Annotated in this window: 16 protein-coding genes and 1 pseudogene; 12 read left to right on the top strand and 5 right to left on the bottom strand. The window is 72.2% G+C overall.

Features of this window, described 5'->3' with window-relative positions; genetic code table 11:
- The first annotated feature begins 65 nt into the window (after window positions 1–65).
- From QIS96_RS15815 to QIS96_RS15785, 8 genes and pseudogenes are all read left to right on the top strand, one after another.
- Window positions 66–1,223, top strand: a complete 1,158-nt coding sequence (locus tag QIS96_RS15815; protein WP_282543225.1) for an ROK family glucokinase — start codon at window positions 66–68, stop codon at window positions 1,221–1,223.
- Window positions 1,224–1,802, top strand: a complete 579-nt coding sequence (locus tag QIS96_RS15810; RefSeq protein WP_282543224.1) for a sugar kinase — start codon at window positions 1,224–1,226, stop codon at window positions 1,800–1,802.
- A gap of 160 nt (window positions 1,803–1,962) precedes the next feature.
- Window positions 1,963–4,812 carry a DEAD/DEAH box helicase gene (locus QIS96_RS15805; RefSeq protein WP_282543223.1) on the top strand — a complete coding sequence of 950 codons (2,850 nt, stop codon included), beginning with the start codon at window positions 1,963–1,965 and terminating at the stop codon, window positions 4,810–4,812.
- Window positions 4,809–7,031 (top strand): SWIM zinc finger family protein, encoded by a 2,223-nt coding sequence (locus QIS96_RS15800; protein WP_282543222.1) that lies wholly within the window; start codon window positions 4,809–4,811, stop codon window positions 7,029–7,031. Before QIS96_RS15805 ends, QIS96_RS15800 begins: the two co-directional genes overlap by 4 nt.
- Before the next feature lie 167 nt (window positions 7,032–7,198).
- On the top strand, window positions 7,199–7,483 hold the full coding sequence (locus tag QIS96_RS37695; protein ID WP_349017387.1) for a nucleotidyltransferase domain-containing protein: 285 nt from the start codon (window positions 7,199–7,201) through the stop codon (window positions 7,481–7,483).
- A gap of 204 nt (window positions 7,484–7,687) precedes the next feature.
- A complete protein-coding gene (locus QIS96_RS37690; protein WP_349017386.1) occupies window positions 7,688–7,915 on the top strand; it encodes a hypothetical protein in 228 nt (75 codons plus the stop codon).
- Between the two features lie 133 nt (window positions 7,916–8,048).
- A pseudogene (locus tag QIS96_RS15790) lies at window positions 8,049–8,770 on the top strand (spermidine synthase).
- A 258-nt stretch (window positions 8,771–9,028) separates the two neighbouring features.
- Complete coding sequence (locus QIS96_RS15785; protein WP_282543221.1) at window positions 9,029–9,841, top strand: DUF6333 family protein; 813 nt, start codon at window positions 9,029–9,031, stop codon at window positions 9,839–9,841.
- Between the two features lie 136 nt (window positions 9,842–9,977).
- Here QIS96_RS15785 and QIS96_RS15780 read toward each other — a convergent pair whose 3' ends face one another.
- The 3 genes from QIS96_RS15780 to QIS96_RS15770 form a co-directional block, all read right to left on the bottom strand.
- On the bottom strand, window positions 9,978–10,562 hold the full coding sequence (locus QIS96_RS15780; protein ID WP_282543220.1) for a hypothetical protein: 585 nt from the start codon (window positions 10,560–10,562) through the stop codon (window positions 9,978–9,980).
- 230 nt (window positions 10,563–10,792) lie between these two features.
- Window positions 10,793–11,650 (bottom strand): alpha/beta fold hydrolase, encoded by an 858-nt coding sequence (locus QIS96_RS15775; protein ID WP_282543219.1) that lies wholly within the window; start codon window positions 11,648–11,650, stop codon window positions 10,793–10,795.
- Window positions 11,647–12,159, bottom strand: coding sequence for a MarR family winged helix-turn-helix transcriptional regulator (locus QIS96_RS15770; protein ID WP_282543218.1), 513 nt, complete (start codon window positions 12,157–12,159; stop codon window positions 11,647–11,649). The genes QIS96_RS15775 and QIS96_RS15770 overlap by 4 nt, the downstream gene beginning before the upstream one ends.
- A 65-nt stretch (window positions 12,160–12,224) precedes the next feature.
- On the opposite strand from QIS96_RS15770, the gene QIS96_RS15765 reads away from it, so the two are divergent.
- From QIS96_RS15765 to QIS96_RS15750, 4 genes are all read left to right on the top strand, one after another.
- A complete protein-coding gene (locus QIS96_RS15765; protein ID WP_282543217.1) occupies window positions 12,225–12,728 on the top strand; it encodes a MarR family winged helix-turn-helix transcriptional regulator in 504 nt (167 codons plus the stop codon).
- 559 nt (window positions 12,729–13,287) lie between these two features.
- Complete coding sequence (pruA, locus tag QIS96_RS15760) at window positions 13,288–14,916, top strand: L-glutamate gamma-semialdehyde dehydrogenase (protein ID WP_282543347.1); 1,629 nt, start codon at window positions 13,288–13,290, stop codon at window positions 14,914–14,916.
- A 27-nt stretch (window positions 14,917–14,943) separates the two neighbouring features.
- Complete coding sequence (locus tag QIS96_RS15755) at window positions 14,944–16,287, top strand: PP2C family protein-serine/threonine phosphatase (protein WP_282543216.1); 1,344 nt, start codon at window positions 14,944–14,946, stop codon at window positions 16,285–16,287.
- 614 nt (window positions 16,288–16,901) lie between these two features.
- Complete coding sequence (locus QIS96_RS15750; protein ID WP_282543215.1) at window positions 16,902–17,561, top strand: HhH-GDP family DNA glycosylase; 660 nt, start codon at window positions 16,902–16,904, stop codon at window positions 17,559–17,561.
- Window positions 17,562–17,608: 47 nt separating this feature from the next.
- On the opposite strand, the gene QIS96_RS15745 is transcribed toward QIS96_RS15750, so the two are convergent.
- Window positions 17,609–18,076 carry a PPOX class F420-dependent oxidoreductase gene (locus QIS96_RS15745; RefSeq protein WP_282543214.1) on the bottom strand — a complete coding sequence of 156 codons (468 nt, stop codon included), beginning with the start codon at window positions 18,074–18,076 and terminating at the stop codon, window positions 17,609–17,611.
- A gap of 41 nt (window positions 18,077–18,117) precedes the next feature.
- Window positions 18,118–19,575, bottom strand: coding sequence for an FG-GAP-like repeat-containing protein (locus QIS96_RS15740; RefSeq protein ID WP_282543213.1), 1,458 nt, complete (start codon window positions 19,573–19,575; stop codon window positions 18,118–18,120).
- Between the last annotated feature and the right edge of the window lie 217 nt (window positions 19,576–19,792).

The following is a 19,792-nucleotide window of genomic DNA, read 5'->3' as shown; positions in this document are numbered from 1 at the left end:
ACCCAAGGTCGAGGCCCGGGTTCGCTCACCGGGTCTTGACATCCGGCCCCCGTAGAATCGCCGCGATGAGCACCTACCGCGACTTCGCACACCGCGGCTCCGCGCGCGCCACCGTCCTGCGGACCGTCGGCACCCGCGAGCGCCGCTCCCACCTCTCCGCCCCGCGCGTGCCGACCGTCGGCATCGACATCGGCGGTACGAAGGTGATGGCGGGCGTGGTCGACGCGGACGGCAAGATCCTGGAGAAGGTCCGCACCGAGACCCCGGACAAGTCCAAGAGCCCCAAGGTCGTCGAGGACACCATCTGCGAGCTGGTGCTCGACCTCTCCGACCGGCACGACGTCCACGCGGTCGGCATCGGAGCGGCCGGCTGGGTCGACGCGGACCGCAACCGCGTCCTGTTCGCCCCGCACCTGTCCTGGCGCAACGAACCCCTGCGCGACTCGCTGCAGTCCCGCCTCGCCGTCCCGGTGATGGTCGACAACGACGCCAACACCGCCGCCTGGGCCGAGTGGCGCTTCGGCGCGGGCGCCGGCGAGGACCACCTCGTCATGATCACCCTCGGCACCGGCATCGGCGGCGCCATCCTGGAGGACGGCCAGGTCAAGCGCGGCAAGTTCGGCGTCGCCGGCGAGTTCGGCCATATGCAGGTCGTGCCCGGCGGCCACCGCTGCCCGTGCGGCAACCGCGGCTGCTGGGAGCAGTACAGCTCCGGCAACGCCCTGGTCCGCGAGGCCCGCGAGCTGGCCGCCGCCGACTCCCCGGTCGCGTACAACATCATCGACCGCGTCAAGGGCCAGATCCCCGACATCACCGGGCCGCTGATCACCGAGCTGGCGCGCGAGGGCGACGCGATGTGCGTCGAGCTGCTCCAGGACATCGGCCAGTGGCTGGGCGTCGGCATCGCCAACCTCGCGGCCGCCCTCGACCCGTCCTGCTTCGTCATCGGCGGCGGCGTCAGCGCCGCCGACGACCTCCTCATCGGCCCCGCCCGGGACGCCTTCCGCCGCCACCTCACCGGCCGCGGCTACCGCCCGGAGGCCCGGATCGCCAAGGCCCAGCTGGGCCCGGAGGCCGGCATGGTGGGGGCGGCCGACCTGGCGCGCCTCGTCGCCCGCCGCTTCCGCCGCGCCAACCGCCGCAGGCTCGAACGCTACGAGCGGTACGAGCGGTACGCGCAGGCGATCCGTACCACCACTCGCCACACTCAGGGAAACAAGTAGATGAACCCGTCCGTGCCCGGCCCGTCCGCCCCGCCCGAGGGTTCGAAGCCCCCCGAGGGTCGGGGGCACATGCTCCGCCGCCGCTGGCTCACGGCGACCATCATCGTGCTCCTGATCGGCATCCCCGCCGGCTACCTGGCGATCTCCGCAGGTCAGAGCCGTGCCAGCGGCCGCGACAAGGAGGAGCGGTGGTCCGCGACCGGCCTCACGTCGGAGTGGCCCTCGCGCGTGCAGCGCCGTATCTACGAGGTGCCGATCCCGGCGTACTCCCGCCGCGTCGCGTACTACGAGACCAACAACTGGCGCACGAGCCGGATGTACGTCCAGTTCCTCACCAGCAACAAGGGCCTGCACAAGTTCCTCAAGAGCATGGACAGCGACGTCACGGACCTGAAGAAGGACCGGATGCCGATCAACAAGCGCGACCGGGACGTCGTCGGCTGGACGTTCAAGGGCGAAGGCCCCTTCTACGGCCTGCAGCACGACCAGCCGGACCCACGCCCCAGCCACGACGTGTACGTGGACCGCAGCAACCCGCACCACCCGATGGTCTACGTCGTCTCGACGGCGCACCCGTAGAACCGCGTCCGGCCGTCGACACCCGCGTCCGGCGTCCGGCGGTGGCCGGCGCGGTCGATTGTCAGTGGCCCTCCGTAGAGTCGTAGACGTCCGATCGACGACGGACGAGCGATGTCCGAAGGGGGTGAGCTGTGCCATGACTCAAGCCATGACTCAAGCCATGACTCAAGCAGGGGAGCGAAGCGCGACCGCGGGAGCCGACCCGCGCCTGCGTCTCGCCGCGGTCTTCCTGCCCGCCCCCCTGCCCCGAGAGGGCCGGCTCGCCCTCTGGCACCCCGAAGGCGGCCCGCTCCCCGACGCCGACCGGCTTCCTGAACCGCCGGGCAAACCCACCGAGCTCACGGTCGTACGCAGCAGGGGCGCCGCCGTCCGCAGGGCCACGGCACCCGCCCTGACCCTCTCGGTCGAGGACGCGCTGCCCCTGCTCCTCGCGGCCGGGCAGCACCCGGCCGCCCACCCCGCCACGGCCTGCTGGGGCGCCGCCGCCCGCCTCGCCCTGCGGCTCGTCGCCCGTGGCCGACTGCTGCCCGGCCTCACCGCGGACGACCTGGACGCCTGGCGCGCGGGCCCGCTGGAGAGCGACGACGTCGAGCACCTCCGCGCGATTGCCGCCGCCCTGCCGTACGAGGGCCACGCCGTCCCCCTCGACGACGCCGTTCCGCTGCAACTGCCGCAGCCCGAGGCGCTGTTGCGGGCGTTCCTCGACGCGGTCGCGGACTCCCTGCCGCGCACGGCCGCCGCGCCGCACTCGGTGGGGCCCGCGTTCGCCGCGCGCGCCCCGCAGCGGCTGCCGCACGCGCGCGAGTGGGCCGCCGAAGCCGCCGCCGGCATGGACGCGGGCGTGCGCATCTCGCTCCGCCTCGACCTGTCGGGCCGCGACCTCTTCGACCGCAGCGACGAGGACCGCACGGCGGGCGCCGCAGTGGTGCAGGTCCACAGCCTCGCCGACCCCACCCTCGTCATCGACGCCGTCGCGCTGTGGGAGGGCGAGGGCGAGGAGACCTTCGGGCCCCGCGCGCGCGTGGACGCGGCGCTCGCCCTGCGCCGCGCCGCCCGCGTCTGGCCGCCCCTCGATCGCCTCACCGAAGGCGACGCCCCGGACGTACTCCCGCTCTCCGAGACGGAGTTGTACGACCTGCTCGGCACCGCAGCCGCCCGCCTGGGCGCCGCCGGGGTCGCCGTGCACTGGCCGCGCGACCTCGCCCAGGACCTGTCGGCCGCGGCGGTGGTCCGGTCCGCGCCGGGCTCCGCGACGGACGGCACGGGCTTCTTCGAGGCCGAGCATCTCCTGGAGTTCCGCTGGCAGTTGGCGCTCGGCGGCGAACCCCTCACGGAAGCCGAGATGGACCAGCTCGCCGAGGCGCACCGCCCGGTGGTGCGCCTGCGCGACCAGTGGGTGCTCGTCGACCCGGAGCTCGTCCGCAAGGCCCGCAAACGCGAACTCGGCCTGCTCGACCCGGTGGACGCCCTGTCGGCGGCGCTCACCGGCACGGCCGAGGTCGACGGCGAGGAGGTCGAGGCCGTCCCGGTCGGCGCGCTCGCCGAGCTGCGGGACCGCCTCACCGCAGGCCTCCCGCCGGCCGAGCCGCCGCCGGGCCTGGACGCCGAGCTGCGGGACTACCAACTCCGCGGCCTGGCCTGGCTCGACCTCATGACGTCGCTCGGCCTCGGCGGCTGCCTCGCGGACGACATGGGCCTCGGCAAGACCGTCACGCTCATCGCGCTGCACCTGCGCAGGGCCCGCCGCGAACCCACCCTGGTCGTCTGCCCGGCCTCCCTCCTGGGCAACTGGCAGCGGGAGATCGCCCGCTTCGCGCCGGGCGTCCCGGTGCGGCGGTACCACGGCGCGAGCCGCTCACTCGGCGACCTGGACGGCGGCTTCGTCCTCACCACGTACGCCACGATGCGCTCCGCCGCCGAGCGCCTGGCCGAACAGCCCTGGGGCATGGTCGTCGCGGACGAGGCCCAGCACGTCAAGAATCCGCACTCCGCCACGGCCAAGGCGCTGCGCACCATCCCCGCCCCGGCCCGTATCGCCTTGACGGGCACGCCGGTCGAGAACAACCTGTCCGAGCTGTGGGCCCTGCTCGACTGGACGACGCCCGGCCTTCTCGGCCCCCTCAAGGCCTTCCGCTCCCGGCACGCGCGCGCGGTGGAGGGCGGTGAGCAGGACGAGGCGGTGGAGCGTCTGGCCCGGCTCATCCGGCCGTTCCTGCTGCGCCGCAAGAAGTCCGACCCGGGCATCGTCCCGGAGCTGCCGCCGAAGACGGAGACCGACCACCCGGTGCCGCTCTCCCGCGAACAGGCCTCGCTGTACGAGGCGGTGGTCCGCGAGTCGATGGCGGCGATCGAGGCGGCGCAGGGCATCGCGCGGCGCGGCCTCGTCCTGAAGCTGCTCGGCGCGCTGAAGCAGATCTGCAACCACCCGGCGCAGTATCTGAAGGAGGCCGCGGGCGGGTCGGGGGCGGTCCGGCTGGACGGCCGCTCCGGCAAACTCGACCTGCTCGACGAGCTGTTGGACACGATCCTCGCGGAGGACGGCTCGACGCTGATCTTCACGCAGTACGTCGGCATGGCCAAGCTGATCGCCGAGCACCTGGAAGGCCGCGCGGTCCCGGCCGAGCTGCTGCACGGCGGCACGCCGGTCGCCGAGCGCGAGCGCATGGTCGACCGCTTCCAGTCCGGTGCGACCCCGGTCCTCGTCCTCTCCCTCAAGGCGGCGGGCACGGGCCTGAACCTCACCCGCGCGGGCCACGTCGTGCACTTCGACCGCTGGTGGAACCCGGCGGTGGAGGAGCAGGCCACGGACCGCGCGTACCGCATCGGGCAGACCCAGCCGGTGCAGGTCCACCGGCTCATCACCGAGGGCACGGTGGAGGACCGCATCGCCGAGATGCTCGCGGCGAAGCGCGCCCTCGCCGACGCGGTGCTCGGCTCGGGCGAGTCGGCCCTGACGGAACTGACGGACCGCGAGCTGGCGGATCTGATCTCGCTGCGGAGGCCCGCATGAGTACGACAGGGCGAGGTGACGGGGACGTGCCGGAGGTCTCGGAGGTCTCGGAGGCTCGGGAGGCCGCGGCGGCTTCGGAGACTCCGGCCCAGGCTGCCCGGCGCGCGCTGCGGGAGGCGCGGCTCGCGGGGGCGGGTGAGGGTGCGGGCGAGGGTTCTCGAACGGAGGCGGACACCGTTGAGGCCGAGGCTCCGGCCCGGCTCACGGCTGTGCCCGACGGCTCCGGCGCAGCTGGGTCCGAGGCTGCCGAACCCGTCGGCCAACCCGCCGGCCCGCGCCCCGGCGACGTGGCCCGGGAGGCGCTGCGTGAGGCCCGTCGGGGGAAGGCGGCGCGGGAGGAGCACGGCGCGGGCGGTGAGGAGGAACGCCCGGCGGACGCAGCTCCGGCGGCAGCCACCCGCACCCCGTCAGCCGTTGGGGAAGCAGCCCCGAGCGAGGCTCGATCGGCGGAAACCGTCGCGGAGTTGAAGCGGATGGCGCGCATGGGCCGCCGCTCGATGCGCGAGTCGGCGGAGGGGTGGGGAGCAGGGTCGGGAGCGGGGTCGGGAGAGGGCTCGGAGGCAGTCGAGCCGGAGGTCGCGCCCGAGGGGCAGGCCGGCCGGTCGGCCCCCGACGCTCCAGCGACGTCGGACGGCAGCCGCCCGGCCACGCCGGAGCCCGCTCGCCCTCAGCGCGCGGACACGGGCACAGGCACAGGCACAGGTACGGCCAAGGACGGGGACGCGGTCCCGGCGTCGGGCGCGAGCCTCGCCAGTGCCGCCGCGCGGTCCGCCCTGGCACGGGCCGGTGCGGAACGGCGACGGGCGGAGCGGGACGAGACGACGAAGCCCGTACGGATCGGGAGGCGCCGCAGACGCCTGAGCGAGGACGCCCCGAGTGCCCCGGGCACCCCGAGTGCCCCGAGCGGCCACGGCGGTACGGGCACGGGTTCGGGCGCCGCACCCGGTGCGGCCCCGGCCGGCCGCGCGTCCCGCCCGCCCGAGCCCGCCGAGGACCTGCGCCGCACGTTCCGGGCGGAAGCCCCCGACGAGGCGGCGGGGGAGGCGAGTTGGTGGGGCTCGGCGTGGATCGACGCCCTGGAGGAGTCCGCGCTCGACCCGGCACGCCTGGCCCGCGGGCGGGACTACGCGGGGCGTGGCCGCGTCGACGCCGTCACGGTCACCCCGGGCCTGCTCCTCGCGTATGTGCACGGCAGCCGCCCGCGCCCGTACCGCGCGAAGATCACCCTGCCCACGTTCACGGACGAGGAGTGGGACCGGTTCCTGGACGCGGCCGCGGCACAGCCCGGACACATCGCGGCGCTGCTCGACCGGGAGATGCCCCGGTCCCTCGCCGACTGCGGAGTGCCGCTGCTGCCCGCGCCGGGCGAGCTGCACCCCGAGTGCTCGTGCCCGGACTCGGGCCGTCCCTGCAAGCACGCGGCGGCGCTCTGCTACCGGACGGCGCGGCTGCTCGACGAGGACCCGTTCGTGCTGCTCCTGCTGCGCGGCCGGGGCGAGCGCGGACTCCTCGCGGAGCTGTCCCGGCGCAACGCGACGCTCGCCGCGCGCTCCGGTCCGTCGCCGACAGCCGTACGCGTCCCGGGAGTTCGCGCCCGGGACGCCCTCGCGCCCCGCACGCTGCCCCCGTTGCCGCGACCGCAGCCGCCGCTGCCGCACCCCGAGCAGCCACCGGCCTACCCTGCGGCGCCGGGCGGCCCGGACCCGTTCGCCCTGGATCAGCTGGCGACCGACGCGGCCGCCCGTGCGCACGCTCTGCTCGCCACCGGCCAGGACCCGGTCGGCGAACTGACGCTGTGGCAGGACGCGGTCAGAATCGCCGCCGCCCGCCCAGGCTCGGGCCTGACGGGGGCGAGCCGTGCGCAGTACGAGTCGCTGGCCGCGGCCGCAGGGCGTACGGCCACGGACCTGGCACGCGCCGTCGCAGCCTGGCGGCAGGGCGGCCGCGACGGGCTCGCCGTCCTCGAAGAGCCCTGGGACCCGCCCGCCGGCCGCTTCGACCAGGCGAGACCTGCCCTGCGCGCCGCCGAGTTCCCCTTGTTCACCCCGAGGCGCAACCACCTGACGCACCCCGACGGCACGCTCCAACTCCGCCTCGGCCTCGACGGCTTGTGGTACGCGTACGAGAGCGAACCGGGTCACGACGACTGGTGGCCGCGAGGCACCCCCGACCACGACCCGGTGGGCGCACTCACGGCACTGTCCGGGGGCGCGGGGTGAGGCGGTCCTGAGTAGCTGTCTTGAGTAGCTGTCCTGGCCGGGTGCCCCGAGTAGCTGTCCTGGCCAGGTGCCCTGACAGGCTGTCTTGACCGCCTGCCCTGACAGGCTGTCCGATAGCTGCCGGGGATGCTGGTTACGGAGGGCCGCAGCTGGCACCATCGGCGGCCATGGATGATCGAGACAGCCCCGCATCCGAGGCTCTCCGCCTGGTCACGCACCACTTCCCGCACGCGGTGGGCGCCGTGCTGGGAGGTTCGGCCGCGCAGGGCCGGGCGACGGCGAGCAGCGACCTGGACGTGGCGGTCCTGCTGCCCGCGTCGGACAGCACTCGGCGTGAAGTCGTGCGCCACGACGGCCGGTTGGCCGAGCTCTTCGTGCACACCGTCGCGGACATCGAGGAGGCCCTGGAGGACAACAGGGGCAACCGTCGCGGCACCCTCCTCTTCATCTAGGCCCAAGGCCTGCCGCTCCTCGACCCGCACGGCGACCTGGGCCGCGCCCGCACTCAGGCCCGAGCACTGCTCACCGCCGGCCCCGTCCCGCTCACCCCCGCCGAGTGGGCCCGCGGGCGCTACCTCCTCACCTGCTTCGTCGACGACCTGCGCGACGCCCCGGCGACCGAACGGCATGAACAACTCGCCCTGGCCGACCACACCTTGCGCGAAGCCGCACACCTCCTCACCGCCCACCACGGGGCCTGGACCGGCATCGGTAAGTGGCTGCCCCGCAGACTCCTCGGCGCGGACCCCGTACGCGGCAAGGCTCTCCTGGACGGGCATCAACGCGCGGCGGAACAGGCCGAGTCGGCGCCCCTCGCGGCAGCGGCGGAGCAGGTCCTGGACCTGGTGGGCGGCCCGCTGAGAGAGGGATACGTCCAGCGCTAGGCCGGGCGCTCACCCTTCGCCGCACGCACCCCTCGCGAGGCGCCAGCCCTATCCGCCACGTCAACCGCCCCTGCCCCGCCGTACCCGCCGTACCCGCCGTACCCGCCGTACCCGCTCGCGAAAGGACCCGCGTATGAGCCTGCGCTTCGAGGAGATCGACTGGCGCCCGACCCCGATGGGCGACCTCAGCCTCCGCCGTCGACGGGACCCGGTCTCCGGGGACGACGTGTACGAGGTGAAGCTGGGCGACGAGTTCCTGATGTCCAGCCTCTTCACCGCCGGCGAGATCGCCCTCACCCGACTCGGCCTGGCGCAACTCCCGTACGTAGAAGGAGAGTCCGGGCTCGACGTCGCGGTCGGCGGACTCGGGCTCGGGTACACCGCGCGGGCCGTGCTCGACGACCCGAGGGTGCGCTCCCTGACCGTGGTCGAGGCGCTCGGCGAGGTCATCGCATGGCACCGGCACGGCCAGGTGCCGCTCGGCGCGGAGCTGACGTCGGACCCCCGGTGCCGCCTGGTCCAGGGCGACTTCTTCGCGCTGGCCGCCGCCGACTCCGGCCTCGACCCCGAGCACCCGTACCGCCGCTTCCACGCGGTTCTGCTCGACGTGGACCACTCGCCCCGGCACGTCCTGCACCCCGCCCCGCCGACCTCTACACCCCGCACGGCCTGCGTGCCCTCGCCCGCTGCCTGCAGCCCGGCGGCGTCTTCGCCCTGTGGTCCAACGACCCGCCGGACGAGGAGTTCGAGGCGGTGCTCGCGGAGGTCTTCGCCGAGCCGACGAGCCATGTGGTGGAGTTCCCTAACCCGCTGCAAGGGGGTTCGTCGGCCAACACGGTCTACGTCGCCTTGTAGCCCTGGGCAACTCCCGGACGAGCAATGGCCGTTGTCAGTGCCGCCGACTAGCGTGGACAGCGCCGGTCGACGGGCTGCACGCGCAGCGACCGGTGCTGACGACGGGGGGCGGAACATGACTACGGGCACAGCAGCTGGAAACAACGACAGCTACGGAAACAGCCAGCAGAGATACGGTGACGTCTGCTCATGCGCCGCGTTCCGGCACCGGCATCCGCCCGACCCGTCAGCCAGTTCATCGCGTGGCGGAGGAGGGCCGTGACCGGCAGCCAGGGCAGAGGCATGTCCGACGTCGACCACTGGACGTCCGCGCCGGATCGGGCCGTGCGGGGCTCGGTGGGCTTGTGCCATCTGAGCGTGTTCCAACCGCCGTTCGACCTCGACGCCCGTGACCTGCCGCCCCAGGACGCGGAGCGGGCCCGTGCGTTCGTCGAGTCGTTCGAGAGCGTCGAGGAGGTGCTGGCAGACCTCGGTCCGCGTTCTGTGCAGGCTGCGTTGCCGTCGTCGGTTCGGTCTGATCTGGACATCGTGCACGCCGCCGCGTGGGGAAGCATGTTGGGCATCGCTGATGCCGCGTTCGCCGACGACGGCAACAACGGCAACGACGGCAACAACGGCAATGACTGTGACGACGGTGACAACGGCAGCGGTGTGTCGCTGCTGTCCGAGGCCGAGCGGTTGCGTGAGCGGTTTCCCGACGCGCGTCTCGTGGGCCGGGTCACCTATTACGGCTATTACGGCCAGTACGGCTGTGCCGAACACACTGAGGACGTGGTGTGGCTGCCGGACGGTGCGATGTTCCACGCCTGCGGAAGGCCCGGTGAGGAAACGTTCGCCGTGACCGGTGACCCGCACGCGGTCGTCGCTTCCCTGCACCTGCCTGGCTGGGCGCTGCACAACGCCGGCGTCGATCTGAGCGAGAAGCCGAACGAGATCGAGTGGTTCCGCCTGGCCGGACTCGCGCTCGGCCGTTCTGACCCGTGGGGGTGGGAGGAGATGCAGGCGACGGCGTTCCGCGTCCGGCGCAGCGCGTCGGCGGTGCGGTCCATGGAAGACCTGTACTTCGTCTGAGCTCCTGGAGGACCTGGAGGACCTGGAGGACCTGGAGGACCTGGAGGACCTGGAGCACCTGAAGGAGCTGAAGGAGCTGGAGGAGCTGGAGGAGAGCAGGCATGTGCTGTCCCCGGGGCGCGAGGTCCGACCTGACTCACCCGGCGGGCGGGATCTCCTCCACCCGCCCGTCGAACCGCGCCGCCCCCGCGAAGTCCAGTCCGGCCAGGGCCAGTTCGATGGAATCCTGCGGGACGGTGGTGGCCTTGACCACCGCCAACGCGCAAGCCCCGAGTGCCGCGTCCCAGGCAGGCGCGCTCCCCGGATGGGCGGCAAGGAAGGATTGGGGGCACGTCGGCCACAGGAGCAGCCGCAGCATTTTCAGGCCGAGGAACTGGGAGTGCTGCACCTGCAGTGCCACGCGGTTCACTTCGCACCAGGACACCGCGAGGGAGATTTCGGAGCTGCCCTCCAAGCGCACGCCGTGCTCGTCGAAGAAGTACGCAGCGCCGGTCTCCCGCAGGGCGAGCGGCGCGAAGGTCATGGCGTCGATGCCCAGCGACGGGTCCGGGTCGGGGTGACGCGCAGCGCGGCGAAGGCGCTTCGTGAAGGCGTCTCCGGTGGCACCGCCGGCGAACCCCCAGACGGCCTTGGCGAACGCCATGGGCGAGGGACGCGGCACGCGCACCGGCACCCGGATCACCCCGGCCGGGGGCCTCGCGGGATCGCTCGGGAAATTCATGGCGAGGCGATCGTAGCGAAGCACTCGGCCGGCCTCCAGGGCGAGATTGCCCCGGAAGGGGCCCGTAAAGGGGCGTGCACGGAACGCGCGTGCACGGACGGTGCGTGGACGAAAGGCGCGTGCGGGGCGCTTATGGCCCGTTGCGGTCAGGCCCGTTGATCTCAGGACGAGTTGCAGTGAATGCTGTCGGCGTACCCCTGAATGTGCTCCGCCGGTACAGGTGAACGTGCTCAGTTGAGGTCAGTCGTGGACACGAGGAAGGATTTGACCGCGAGGTTGAAGAGTTCCTTGCTCTCGAGGTTGACCATGTGGGCTGCCGAGGCGAACCGTTGGTGCCTGGCATCGGGAACGGTTTGGACGATGGCCTGAGCGTTCGACGAGATGTCACTGCTGTCGAGCTCTCCATCGAGAACCAGGGTGGGCACGCCGATGGCGGCCAGCCGGTCCGCCGCACCGACTTCTCTCGGTATCCCAGCCCCGAGCCCGCGGGCGTGCCGCACGACATTGGTGGACGCCGACACACGCATCCGCTCGCGCAGTTCGAGGCTGACCTGGGACGGTTCGCGGTACGGCCCGTCCACCCACATCCGGAGAAAATGCTCCACGAACCGCTCCGCACCGCCGTCCCCGTCCGGGTCGCCCACCGCGGCCATCTGCTGTGCGGTGTGGTGCGCGACGTAGGGGTCGGTGAAGGGCCGGCCGCTCACCCCGGGCGAGGCAAGGACCAGTGCCGACACAGACTCCGGATGAGCTATCGCCGTATCGACGGCGGTCCGCGCCCCGAGGGAAAGCCCAACGAGCGTGGCACAGGGGACATCGAGGTGGATGAGCAGATCGCGTAGATCGTCATGGTGGGCGTAGTCCCCAGCCACGGTGGAGGAGCGCCCGTGGCCGCGGGCGTCATAGCGGATGACGCGGTACCCCAGGGCCGCGAGCCACGAGAACTGCTCGTCCCACATGTGCAGGTCGAGCATGCCGCCGTGGAGCAGTACGACGGGGGGTCCTCCGCCGGCCGACTCGTAGAAGAGTTCGCCCGCCTCGACGGGCACGGTGGCGGCTGTGACGGCGTGTGTCCGCGCATGCGTCATCGTGGGTCGTCTCCTCGATCCGTACGTTGTGGCGGGGCATCCTGTGCGAGGTCCTTGAACTCCTCGCCAAGGCGCCGGAGTACGTGCAGGGCCGTCGTGACGTCATCGGCGGTGAGATCGGACAGCCGGCGCCGCAGTTCGGTTTCCTCGGCTTCCTGGATTCCCCTGATGGTGGCTTCCCCTTTCGGAGTGAGCCGGATCAGGCGCGAGCGCCGGTGCTCCGGATTCGGGCCGCTCTCCGCCAGCCCCAGGGCTGTCGCATCGTTCACAAGGCGCTGGACCGGCTGCCGGTCCAGGCCCAGCAGGCGGGCCAGTTGAGGAACCGTCCGGGGGCCGCACCTGCGCAATTCGTCCATCACCGCATGCTGACCGGCTGTCATCCCCGTGCCCGTCAGCTCTCGCTCCACAGCGCGCACGACCGTACGGTGCAGCGGCCACAGACCCCGGATCACTTCGTACAGAAGAGGCCCCAACGGGGGCTCATCCGTCGCGTGCTCAACGTCACTCATGATGCCATCATGACACCTTCAGTGTCTACTTGTTCAGTTCGCCGGGGGAATGTAGCGTCGCGATCATGGAATCAGCGACCGGAACCACCACCGATCAGGCGCCGGCGAACCCGGCCGCCACCGATGACATGCTGGCCACTCAGCCGGTCGGCTACTGGTGCGGCCTGACCCATACAACCGTCACCCGGCATCTGCGTGACGCCATGGCCAAGATCGACGTCACGCAGCCGCAGTACTGGGTACTCAACTGCGTGAACGGCGGCCCCACGGCGCCGAGTTGTGAGGAGGTCGTCGCTCGGCTGACGCACCTTGCCGACGGGCCGTACGAGATCGCCAGGGTCGTCGACCAGTTGCTCCACCGCGAATGGCTCCGGATCGATGACGGGCAGCGCCTGCATCTCACAGCTGCCGGGGAGGCCGCCAGAGTGCGGCTCCGTGAGCTGGCGACCGAGGTGCGCGCCGTGGTCCACAAGGGCATCAGCGACGAGGAGTACGTGGCCGCGCTGAAGGTACTGCGCAAGATGGTGGCCAATGTCGAGGGCGACGGGACTCCTGGTAATCCGTTCTGATTTCGCGATCTCGTGGCGGGCGATGTTCGACCAGGTCACGGCTCGGATCGCGGGTCGATTCGGCAGGGTTGAGGCCCAGGCCTGAGCGAGTCCCTGAAACGCTGACTGGCACGACGGGGCAGTCCCGACGCCTCGTACGCCCGGCGAGGAACCCGCCGTACTGCGCCCGGTGGCCGTACCCCCTGTCGGTCGCCTGCCTACGGCCCGTGGGCGGGACGAACTCCTCGACGGCCTGGGCGAGTTCGCGTTCGCGGGGTCAGGGCCGGGGCCAGGCGCCGGGCCAGGACCGGGCCGCGCCAGGCCGGACCGGGCCACGGGAGGCGGCGATGCGGCGATGCGGCGATGAGGCGGTGCGGCGATGAGGCGGTGCGGGGCGGTGCGCACAGGGCTCGGCGAGGCTCCGGCGCGCCCGCTCGGAGGCTGCCATGCTGGTCCTGACAGAGGCGGACGCCGACACGGCTCATCCCTGCCGACGCCTGCCGACGCCCCCCTCCCGGCCTTGGCCGCCGCGACGACCGAGCTCTCGGTCGACCGTCCCAAGGAGGACCTCATGGACGCCATCAGCGCCATCACCTCGGTACCGGTGCCCCACAACGAGCCCGTCAAGGGATACGCGCCCGGCTCGGCCGAGCGGGAGTCGCTGCAGCAGCGGATCGCGCAGCTGAAGTCCGAGCGCATCGACCTCACGCAGACCATCGGCGGCGTGCAGCGGCGCGGCGACGGCGAGCGGTTCGACGTGGTGCAGCCGCACGACCGCCGGCACGTACTCGGCACCGCCGCGCAGGCCACCTCCCAGGACGTGGCCGACGCCGTGCAGGCCGCCAAGGACGCCGCCCCCGACTGGGCCGACATGGCCTTCGACGACCGGGCCGCGATCCTGCTCCGCGCCGCGGACCTGCTCTCCGGTCCGTGGCGGGACACCATCAACGCCGCCACGATCCTCGGCCAGTCGAAGTCGGTGCAGCAGGCCGAGATCGACGCCGCCTGCGAACTCATCGACTTCCTGCGGTTCAACGTGCAGTACGCGCGGCAGATCATCGCCGAGCAGCCGCGCTCGGTTCCCGGGGAGTGGAACCGTATGGACTACCGCCCCCTGGACGGCTTCGTCACCGCGATCACGCCGTTCAACTTCACCGCCATCGCGGGCAACCTGCCCACCGCCCCCGCCCTGATGGGCAACACGGTGGTGTGGAAGCCGACGCCGACGCAGCAGCTCGCCGCGCACTTCACGATGCGGCTCCTGGAGGCGGCCGGGCTGCCCGCGGGCGTGATCAACCTCGTCACCGGCGACGGCCGGGCCGTCAGTGAGGTGGCGCTCGCCGACCCGGGCTTCGCCGGTCTGCACTTCACCGGCTCCACCGCCACGTTCAAGAAGCTGTGGCGCACCATCGGCGACAACCTCGACCGCTACCGCAGCTACCCGCGCATCGTCGGCGAGACCGGCGGCAAGGACTTCATCGTCGTGCACCCCTCGGCCCACCCGGCCCCGCTGGCCACCGCGTTCACCCGCGGCGCCTTCGAGTACCAGGGCCAGAAGTGCTCGGCGGCGTCCCGCGCGTACGTGCCGCGCTCGCTGTGGGACGGGGGCCTGCAGGACGAGCTGGCCGACCTGACCGGCTCCGTCCGGTACGGCGACGTCAGCGACTTCTCGTACTTCGGCGGCGCGGTGATCGACGCCCGCGCCTTCGCCAAGCACAAGGCGGCCCTGGACCGCGCGGCGCGCACCGGCTCCATCGAGGTGCTCGCCGGCGGCGGCTGCGACGACTCGACCGGCTGGTTCGTCGAGCCCACCGTCCTGGTCTGCGACGACCCGGCCGACGAGGTGTTCACCACCGAGTACTTCGGGCCGATCATCGCCGTGCACGTCTACGAGGACGCCAAGTACGCCGAGATCCTCGACGTGGTCGACTCGTCCAGCCCGTACGCCCTGACCGGCGCCGTCTTCGCCACCGACCGCGGCGCGATCGACCTGGCGCACCGGAAGCTGCGCGGCGCGGCCGGCAACTTCTACGTCAACGACAAGCCGACCGGTTCCATCGTGTCCCGCCAGCCCTTCGGCGGCAGCCGGGCCTCCGGCACCAACGACAAGGCCGGGTCGCTGATGAACATCCAGCGCTGGACCAGCCCGCGGGCCATCAAGGAGACCTGGGACGCGCCCGTCGGCATCGACTACCCGCACATGGGCTGAGGCCCGGGTGCGTAGAAGGGCGGTGCGATGAGCCAGGACAGCAGGAGCCGAGGCGAACCGGTCCCTTCCGCGAAGAGTCCGGGACAGGAGAACCTGGACCAGCTCGAAGAGGGGCTGCAGCAGATCGCCCGGGAGCACGGGCGGATGAAGGACCTCCTCGACGCGGTCCTTCTGATCAGCCGCGAGCTGGAGCTCGACCTGGTCCTCCACAAGATCATCGATACGGCGCGACAGCTGGTCGACGCCCGCTACGCCGCCCTGGGGGTGCTCGGCGACGACGGCGAGTTCAGCGTGATCACATCCGGGGCGGGGACGGGCGTGAGCGCCGGGACGGATCCGACCGCCCGACCCGGCGGCGGCGCCCTCCTGCAGGGCACGGCTCTGCTGGGCGCTCTCGCCCGCGAGCCCCGGCCCGTACACCTGGAGGCCCCGACGGACCACCCCCGGGCGACCGGTTTCCCCGAAGGCGATCCGGGCTCGCTGCTTGTCCCGATCCGGGCGAGCAGCACCGTGTACGGAAACCTGTATCTGGCGGACAAGACCGGCGGCGGGGCGTTCACGGACGACGACGAGGCCGCGGTCACCGCCCTGGCCAGCGCGGCGGGCGTGGCCATCGAGAACGCCCGCCTGTACGAGCAGCTGCGCCAGGCCACCGAGGAGTTCCAGCGGCGGCTGCTCCCCGAGATGCCGCGCCTGGACGGGCTTGAGCTGCATGCGCGCTACCAGCCCTCCACCGAGGTGCCGCGGATCGGCGGGGACTGGTACGACTTCATCCACCTGCCCGACCGCGTCCCGTGCCTGCTGCTCGGCGACGTCATGGGGCACGGCATCCCCGCCGCGACCGTGATGAGCCAGATCAGCAACATGCTCCGCGTCATCGCGTTCGACGAGCAGGAGCCGCCCAGCCGCATCCTGCACCGCCTCGACCTCGTCCTGCACGAACTGCACGGCGGCCCCATGGCCACGGTCGTCGTCGCCCGCCTCGAACCCGAGGGGGCCGGCCGCCGCCTGCAGTGGGCCAGCGCCGGCCACCTGCCGCCGCTCCTGGTCACCCCGGAGCATCGGGCCCGCTACCTGCACGCCGACATCGGCCCACCCCTGGGCGTCGACCTGGCCGTTCTCCGACCGGACCACGAGGAACACCTCCCGCCCGGCAGTGCCCTCGTCCTGCACACGGACGGCCTGGTCGAACAGCGAGGCGAGTGCCTGGGCGCAGGCATGGACAAGGCAGCCGGCGTCGCCGCCGCGTACGCGGACCGCCCCCTGCCCGACCTCGTCGACGCACTCGTGCAGGCCCGCAGCGGCACGTTCGAGGACGACGTCGCCCTCCTCGCCGCCCGCATCACCCCCACCGCCGAGGAACTCGGCTGACCCGGCAGGCGTGCACCCCACGCTCGGGCCGTGCATGTTTGCGGCGTCTGTCGCCGGTTACCTGAGGACGTGCCCTGAGGTGCGTTCCCGACGTGAACACCTGGATGAAGACGGAGGTTGTCCGCCGTGGCCACAACGCCCAAGAGAACAGCTCGCGTTCAGCAGCCGGAGACGGGCTGGGCCATCGCACGCCGATTGCGCAGAGACCCGACGCGTGCCCCGGTCCGCGCGAGGGCCGACGGAGACAGCCTGCAGGGACGCCCGGGAGACGACGGCAACGTCGTACTCAGCGAGAACTGAACCCCGGCCGCCGACGGCAACTGCCGTACGCCCAGCGCCTGTTGCCGCTTCGGCGGTCCATGGCTCACCCGCCGCTGTCGTCCGGCTTGCGGGGCCGTTCCCGTACGACGTCGGTCGTCGGCTTGTCGTCGCGGAGGGCCAGGTAGCGGGGGTGGCGATGCATGCCGTCGCGGGTCGGGGGCCGCGCTTCTTGCGGTAGCCGTCCAGCGGTTCGTCCTCAGCCATGCCTTTCCGGGTTCTCCGTGCGGCGGACATGAAACGGGCGGGCCTGGGCACCCGTCGCGCAGAGAAGCAGTCGAGGAGCAGCGGTCACCATGAGCGACGAAAAGAACCGGAAAGTCCTGCGGGAACTGCTGCGGGAACACGGGCAGACCTATGCGGCCGAGGCCGGTATCCGCCTGAGGGACACTCCGCAGCCGCTCTACCGCACGCTGGTGCTCGCGCATCTGCTCAGCGCACGTATCCGCGCCTCCGTCGCCGTCGCCACCTCGCGGACGCTGTACGAGGCGGGCCTGCGCGACGCGAGCAGCATGTCCGGGTCCACGTGGCAGCAGCGCGTCGACGCCCTCGGCGAGGGCGGCTACCGCCGCTACGACGAACGCACCGCCACCCAGCTCGGCGACGCCGCCGACCTGCTCCTCGACCGCTGGGGCGGAGACCTGCGGAAGATGCGGGAACAGGCGGACGGCGACGCGGACGAACTCCGCGCACTCCTCCAGGAGTTGCCGGGCATCGGTGCGGTCGGCGCGGCCATCTTCCTGCGCGAAGTCCAGGACGTGTGGCCGGAGTTCGGGCCCTACGTGGACGCGAAGGCGATGCAGGGGGCGGAGCGTCTGGGGCTGCCGCGGAAGACGGTCGAACTCCGGCGGCTGGCCGAGGGGACGGGAGCGGCGGACGCGGAGCTGGCCTCGGCGCTGGTGCGGGCGGCGTTGGACAAGGGGATCGTCGAAGAGTTGCAGCCAGGCCCCACGTAGGGCACCGGGCGAACAGCCCCTGCAGCACGTCGAGTTGAGCCCAGGGCTTACTCTCTCTTGCCTTCGACGTCGAGCGCCGTGCCGTACAGGTGGTCCACCTTCAAGCGGATGACCACCCGATGCTCGGCGACCAGCTGCTCCAGGAACGCAGCCTCGTCCTCCGGCTTCGCGGCTTGCGGGATCATCGCGAGCAGTTCCCGCCCGACGGCGTCGCCGGGAGCGGTCGTGCTCTCGGAGACCTCGGCCTCGCCTTCAGCGACGGCGAACGACCACACGTCGCCGCCCTGCACGTGCAGGGCGGCACGCGGGTTGCGGCGCAGATGCCCGACCTTGACCCGGTCGGCCGTCGTGGAGAACCGCACCACGCGGGCTTCGGGGTCCCAGCTGTACAGCATCGTGGTCAGGTGGGGACGGCCGCTGCGCTTGACGGTGGCCAGTGTGCCGAACTGCTGCTCGCCGAGCAGGCTGGAGAGGGCTTGGTCGGAGAGTGGGCGGGGTGCCGGTCCTTGAGTCATGACGTGCTCAACGCCCTTGGCCGCCCAGCCATTTCATGGGGTCAGTGGCCCGACATGACGTCCCCGAACATCGGGTCCTCCCCGGAGTTCCCGATGCCCACGGACGTCGCGCCGAAGCTCACCGCCTCGGTGGTCGTGATGCCTCCGGTGGACCCGCGCAGAACCCATACGGCGCCGTCGTCGCTGTTCTCGCCGGCCGCGCCCACCGACAGGTCCGCGCGGCCGTCCTTGTCGTGGTCGGCGAGGTGGACGGCGTCGCCGAACAGGTCCGACGACTCGTTGGCGCCCGGAACGCCTGAGGTGCCCTGGTTGAAGGACTGGGCGCCGGTTGCGGTCAGGCCGGAGGCGCCGCCGCGCAGCACCCACACGTTGCCCGCGGTGTTCGCCGAACCGATGGTCTCGAAGTTCGCGCCGACGGCGAGGTCCGGGTAGCCGTCGCCGTTGACGTCGCCCGTGGCGAGTGCGCCGCCGAAGGAGTCGTGGTACTCGTCCGTTCCCGGCACGCCCGCCGTGGCCTGGCTGAAGACGGCGCTGCGAGCGGTGTCGACGCCCGCCGTGCCGCCGTAGAACACGGTGGCGTAGCCGCCCTTCGCCGTCTGGTCCGTGACGGACACGTAGTCGGAGCCGACGACGAGGTCGTCGTGCCCGTCGCGGTCGAAGTCGGCAGCGGTGAGCGCGCCCGGGTTGCCCTCGCCCGCCTCGGTCTGCAGCGTGGGCCCGGTCGAGGCGCCCCGGTAGACGAAGTTGCCCGCCCAGGACCCCACGACCACGTCGTCCGTGCCGTCGTCGTCGAAGTCCCCGGCGGCCAGCTGCACGGCGCCGTCGGGGTACGCGCCGGCCTCGATCTGCGCGTCGAAGCGCAACTTCCCGGCCGGGCCGCCGGACTTGGTGAAGCCGCCCTTGAAGACCCACACGTCCTTGCCGGTGGAGCCGACCGCCAGATCGGCCTTCCCGTCGCCGGTGAAGTCGCCGACCGCGAGCGACTGGCCGAACCGGTCGTGGCCCGAGGCGTTCGGATCGCTGACCGTCGTGCCGCCCGAAAGCCCGGACGAGCCGCCCCACAGGATCGTCACCGCACCGCGGTCGACGTCGCCGGGGACGTCCTCCAACGGCGTGCCCACGACGAGATCGCCGTAGCCGTCGTCGTTGAGGTCGCCGTGCGCGAGCTCGGTGCCGAAGCGGTCCGAGGTCTCCGAAGCGCCCGGCACGCCGGAGGAACTCTGCGACGTCACCTTGCGGCGCGCGGAGCTGATCCCGCTCGACGAGCCGTAGTTGACGACCACGGCACCGGCCTTCGCCTTCCCGCCCGCGACAGCCCCCGGGGCGCCGGTCGCCAGATCGCGGTAGCCGTCACCGTCGAAGTCGTCGGCGAGCCCCGACCCGGCAGCGCTCGCACCGCCGGGCAGAGCCAGGAGCAGGCCACCGGCCAAGGCGGCCGCGACGACAGCGGAGCCCAGGACGACCGGACGACGAGAGCGCTTGTGATGAGGCTGGGACATGGGTTCCTCTCCAGAACGTACGGAAATCCCAGGGTTGACTCCCGGTGAACCTGAAGAGTTGTACGGGGGAGGGGAGTTGAGGCGTATGTCTCGGTGAGCGCTGCTGCGCGTATGCGAAGAGGCCCGGCGAGCGAGAGTTCGCCGAGCCTCCTTGCCTTGCTTCCAGGGCGATCCCCAACTCGTGTTCAGATACGGCCAGTTGGTGAAGAACCCGGCT

It is taken from the genome of Streptomyces cavernicola (assembly GCF_029968035.1).
Taxonomy (GTDB): Bacteria; Actinomycetota; Actinomycetes; order Streptomycetales; family Streptomycetaceae; genus Streptomyces; species Streptomyces cavernicola.
The sequence above is the reverse complement of the archived record's forward strand: the minus strand, read 5'-3'. Positions and strand labels throughout refer to the sequence as shown.

What these genes read in the sequence shown, in the direction of transcription:
- QIS96_RS15815 (WP_282543225.1), top strand. Translation starts at nt 66, where the DNA reads ATGAGCACCTACCGCGACTTCGCACACCGCGGCTCCGCGCGCGCCACC.
- QIS96_RS15810 (WP_282543224.1), top strand. Translation starts at nt 1,224, where the DNA reads ATGAACCCGTCCGTGCCCGGCCCGTCCGCCCCGCCCGAGGGTTCGAAG.
- QIS96_RS15805 (WP_282543223.1), top strand. Translation starts at nt 1,963, where the DNA reads ATGACTCAAGCAGGGGAGCGAAGCGCGACCGCGGGAGCCGACCCGCGC.
- QIS96_RS15800 (WP_282543222.1), top strand. Translation starts at nt 4,809, where the DNA reads ATGAGTACGACAGGGCGAGGTGACGGGGACGTGCCGGAGGTCTCGGAG.
- QIS96_RS37695 (WP_349017387.1), top strand. Translation starts at nt 7,199, where the DNA reads ATGGATGATCGAGACAGCCCCGCATCCGAGGCTCTCCGCCTGGTCACG.
- QIS96_RS15780 (WP_282543220.1), bottom strand. Translation starts at nt 10,562, where the DNA reads ATGAATTTCCCGAGCGATCCCGCGAGGCCCCCGGCCGGGGTGATCCGG.
- QIS96_RS15775 (WP_282543219.1), bottom strand. Translation starts at nt 11,650, where the DNA reads ATGACGCATGCGCGGACACACGCCGTCACAGCCGCCACCGTGCCCGTC.
- QIS96_RS15770 (WP_282543218.1), bottom strand. Translation starts at nt 12,159, where the DNA reads ATGAGTGACGTTGAGCACGCGACGGATGAGCCCCCGTTGGGGCCTCTT.
- QIS96_RS15765 (WP_282543217.1), top strand. Translation starts at nt 12,225, where the DNA reads ATGGAATCAGCGACCGGAACCACCACCGATCAGGCGCCGGCGAACCCG.
- QIS96_RS15755 (WP_282543216.1), top strand. Translation starts at nt 14,944, where the DNA reads ATGAGCCAGGACAGCAGGAGCCGAGGCGAACCGGTCCCTTCCGCGAAG.
- QIS96_RS15750 (WP_282543215.1), top strand. Translation starts at nt 16,902, where the DNA reads ATGAGCGACGAAAAGAACCGGAAAGTCCTGCGGGAACTGCTGCGGGAA.
- QIS96_RS15745 (WP_282543214.1), bottom strand. Translation starts at nt 18,076, where the DNA reads ATGACTCAAGGACCGGCACCCCGCCCACTCTCCGACCAAGCCCTCTCC.
- QIS96_RS15740 (WP_282543213.1), bottom strand. Translation starts at nt 19,575, where the DNA reads ATGTCCCAGCCTCATCACAAGCGCTCTCGTCGTCCGGTCGTCCTGGGC.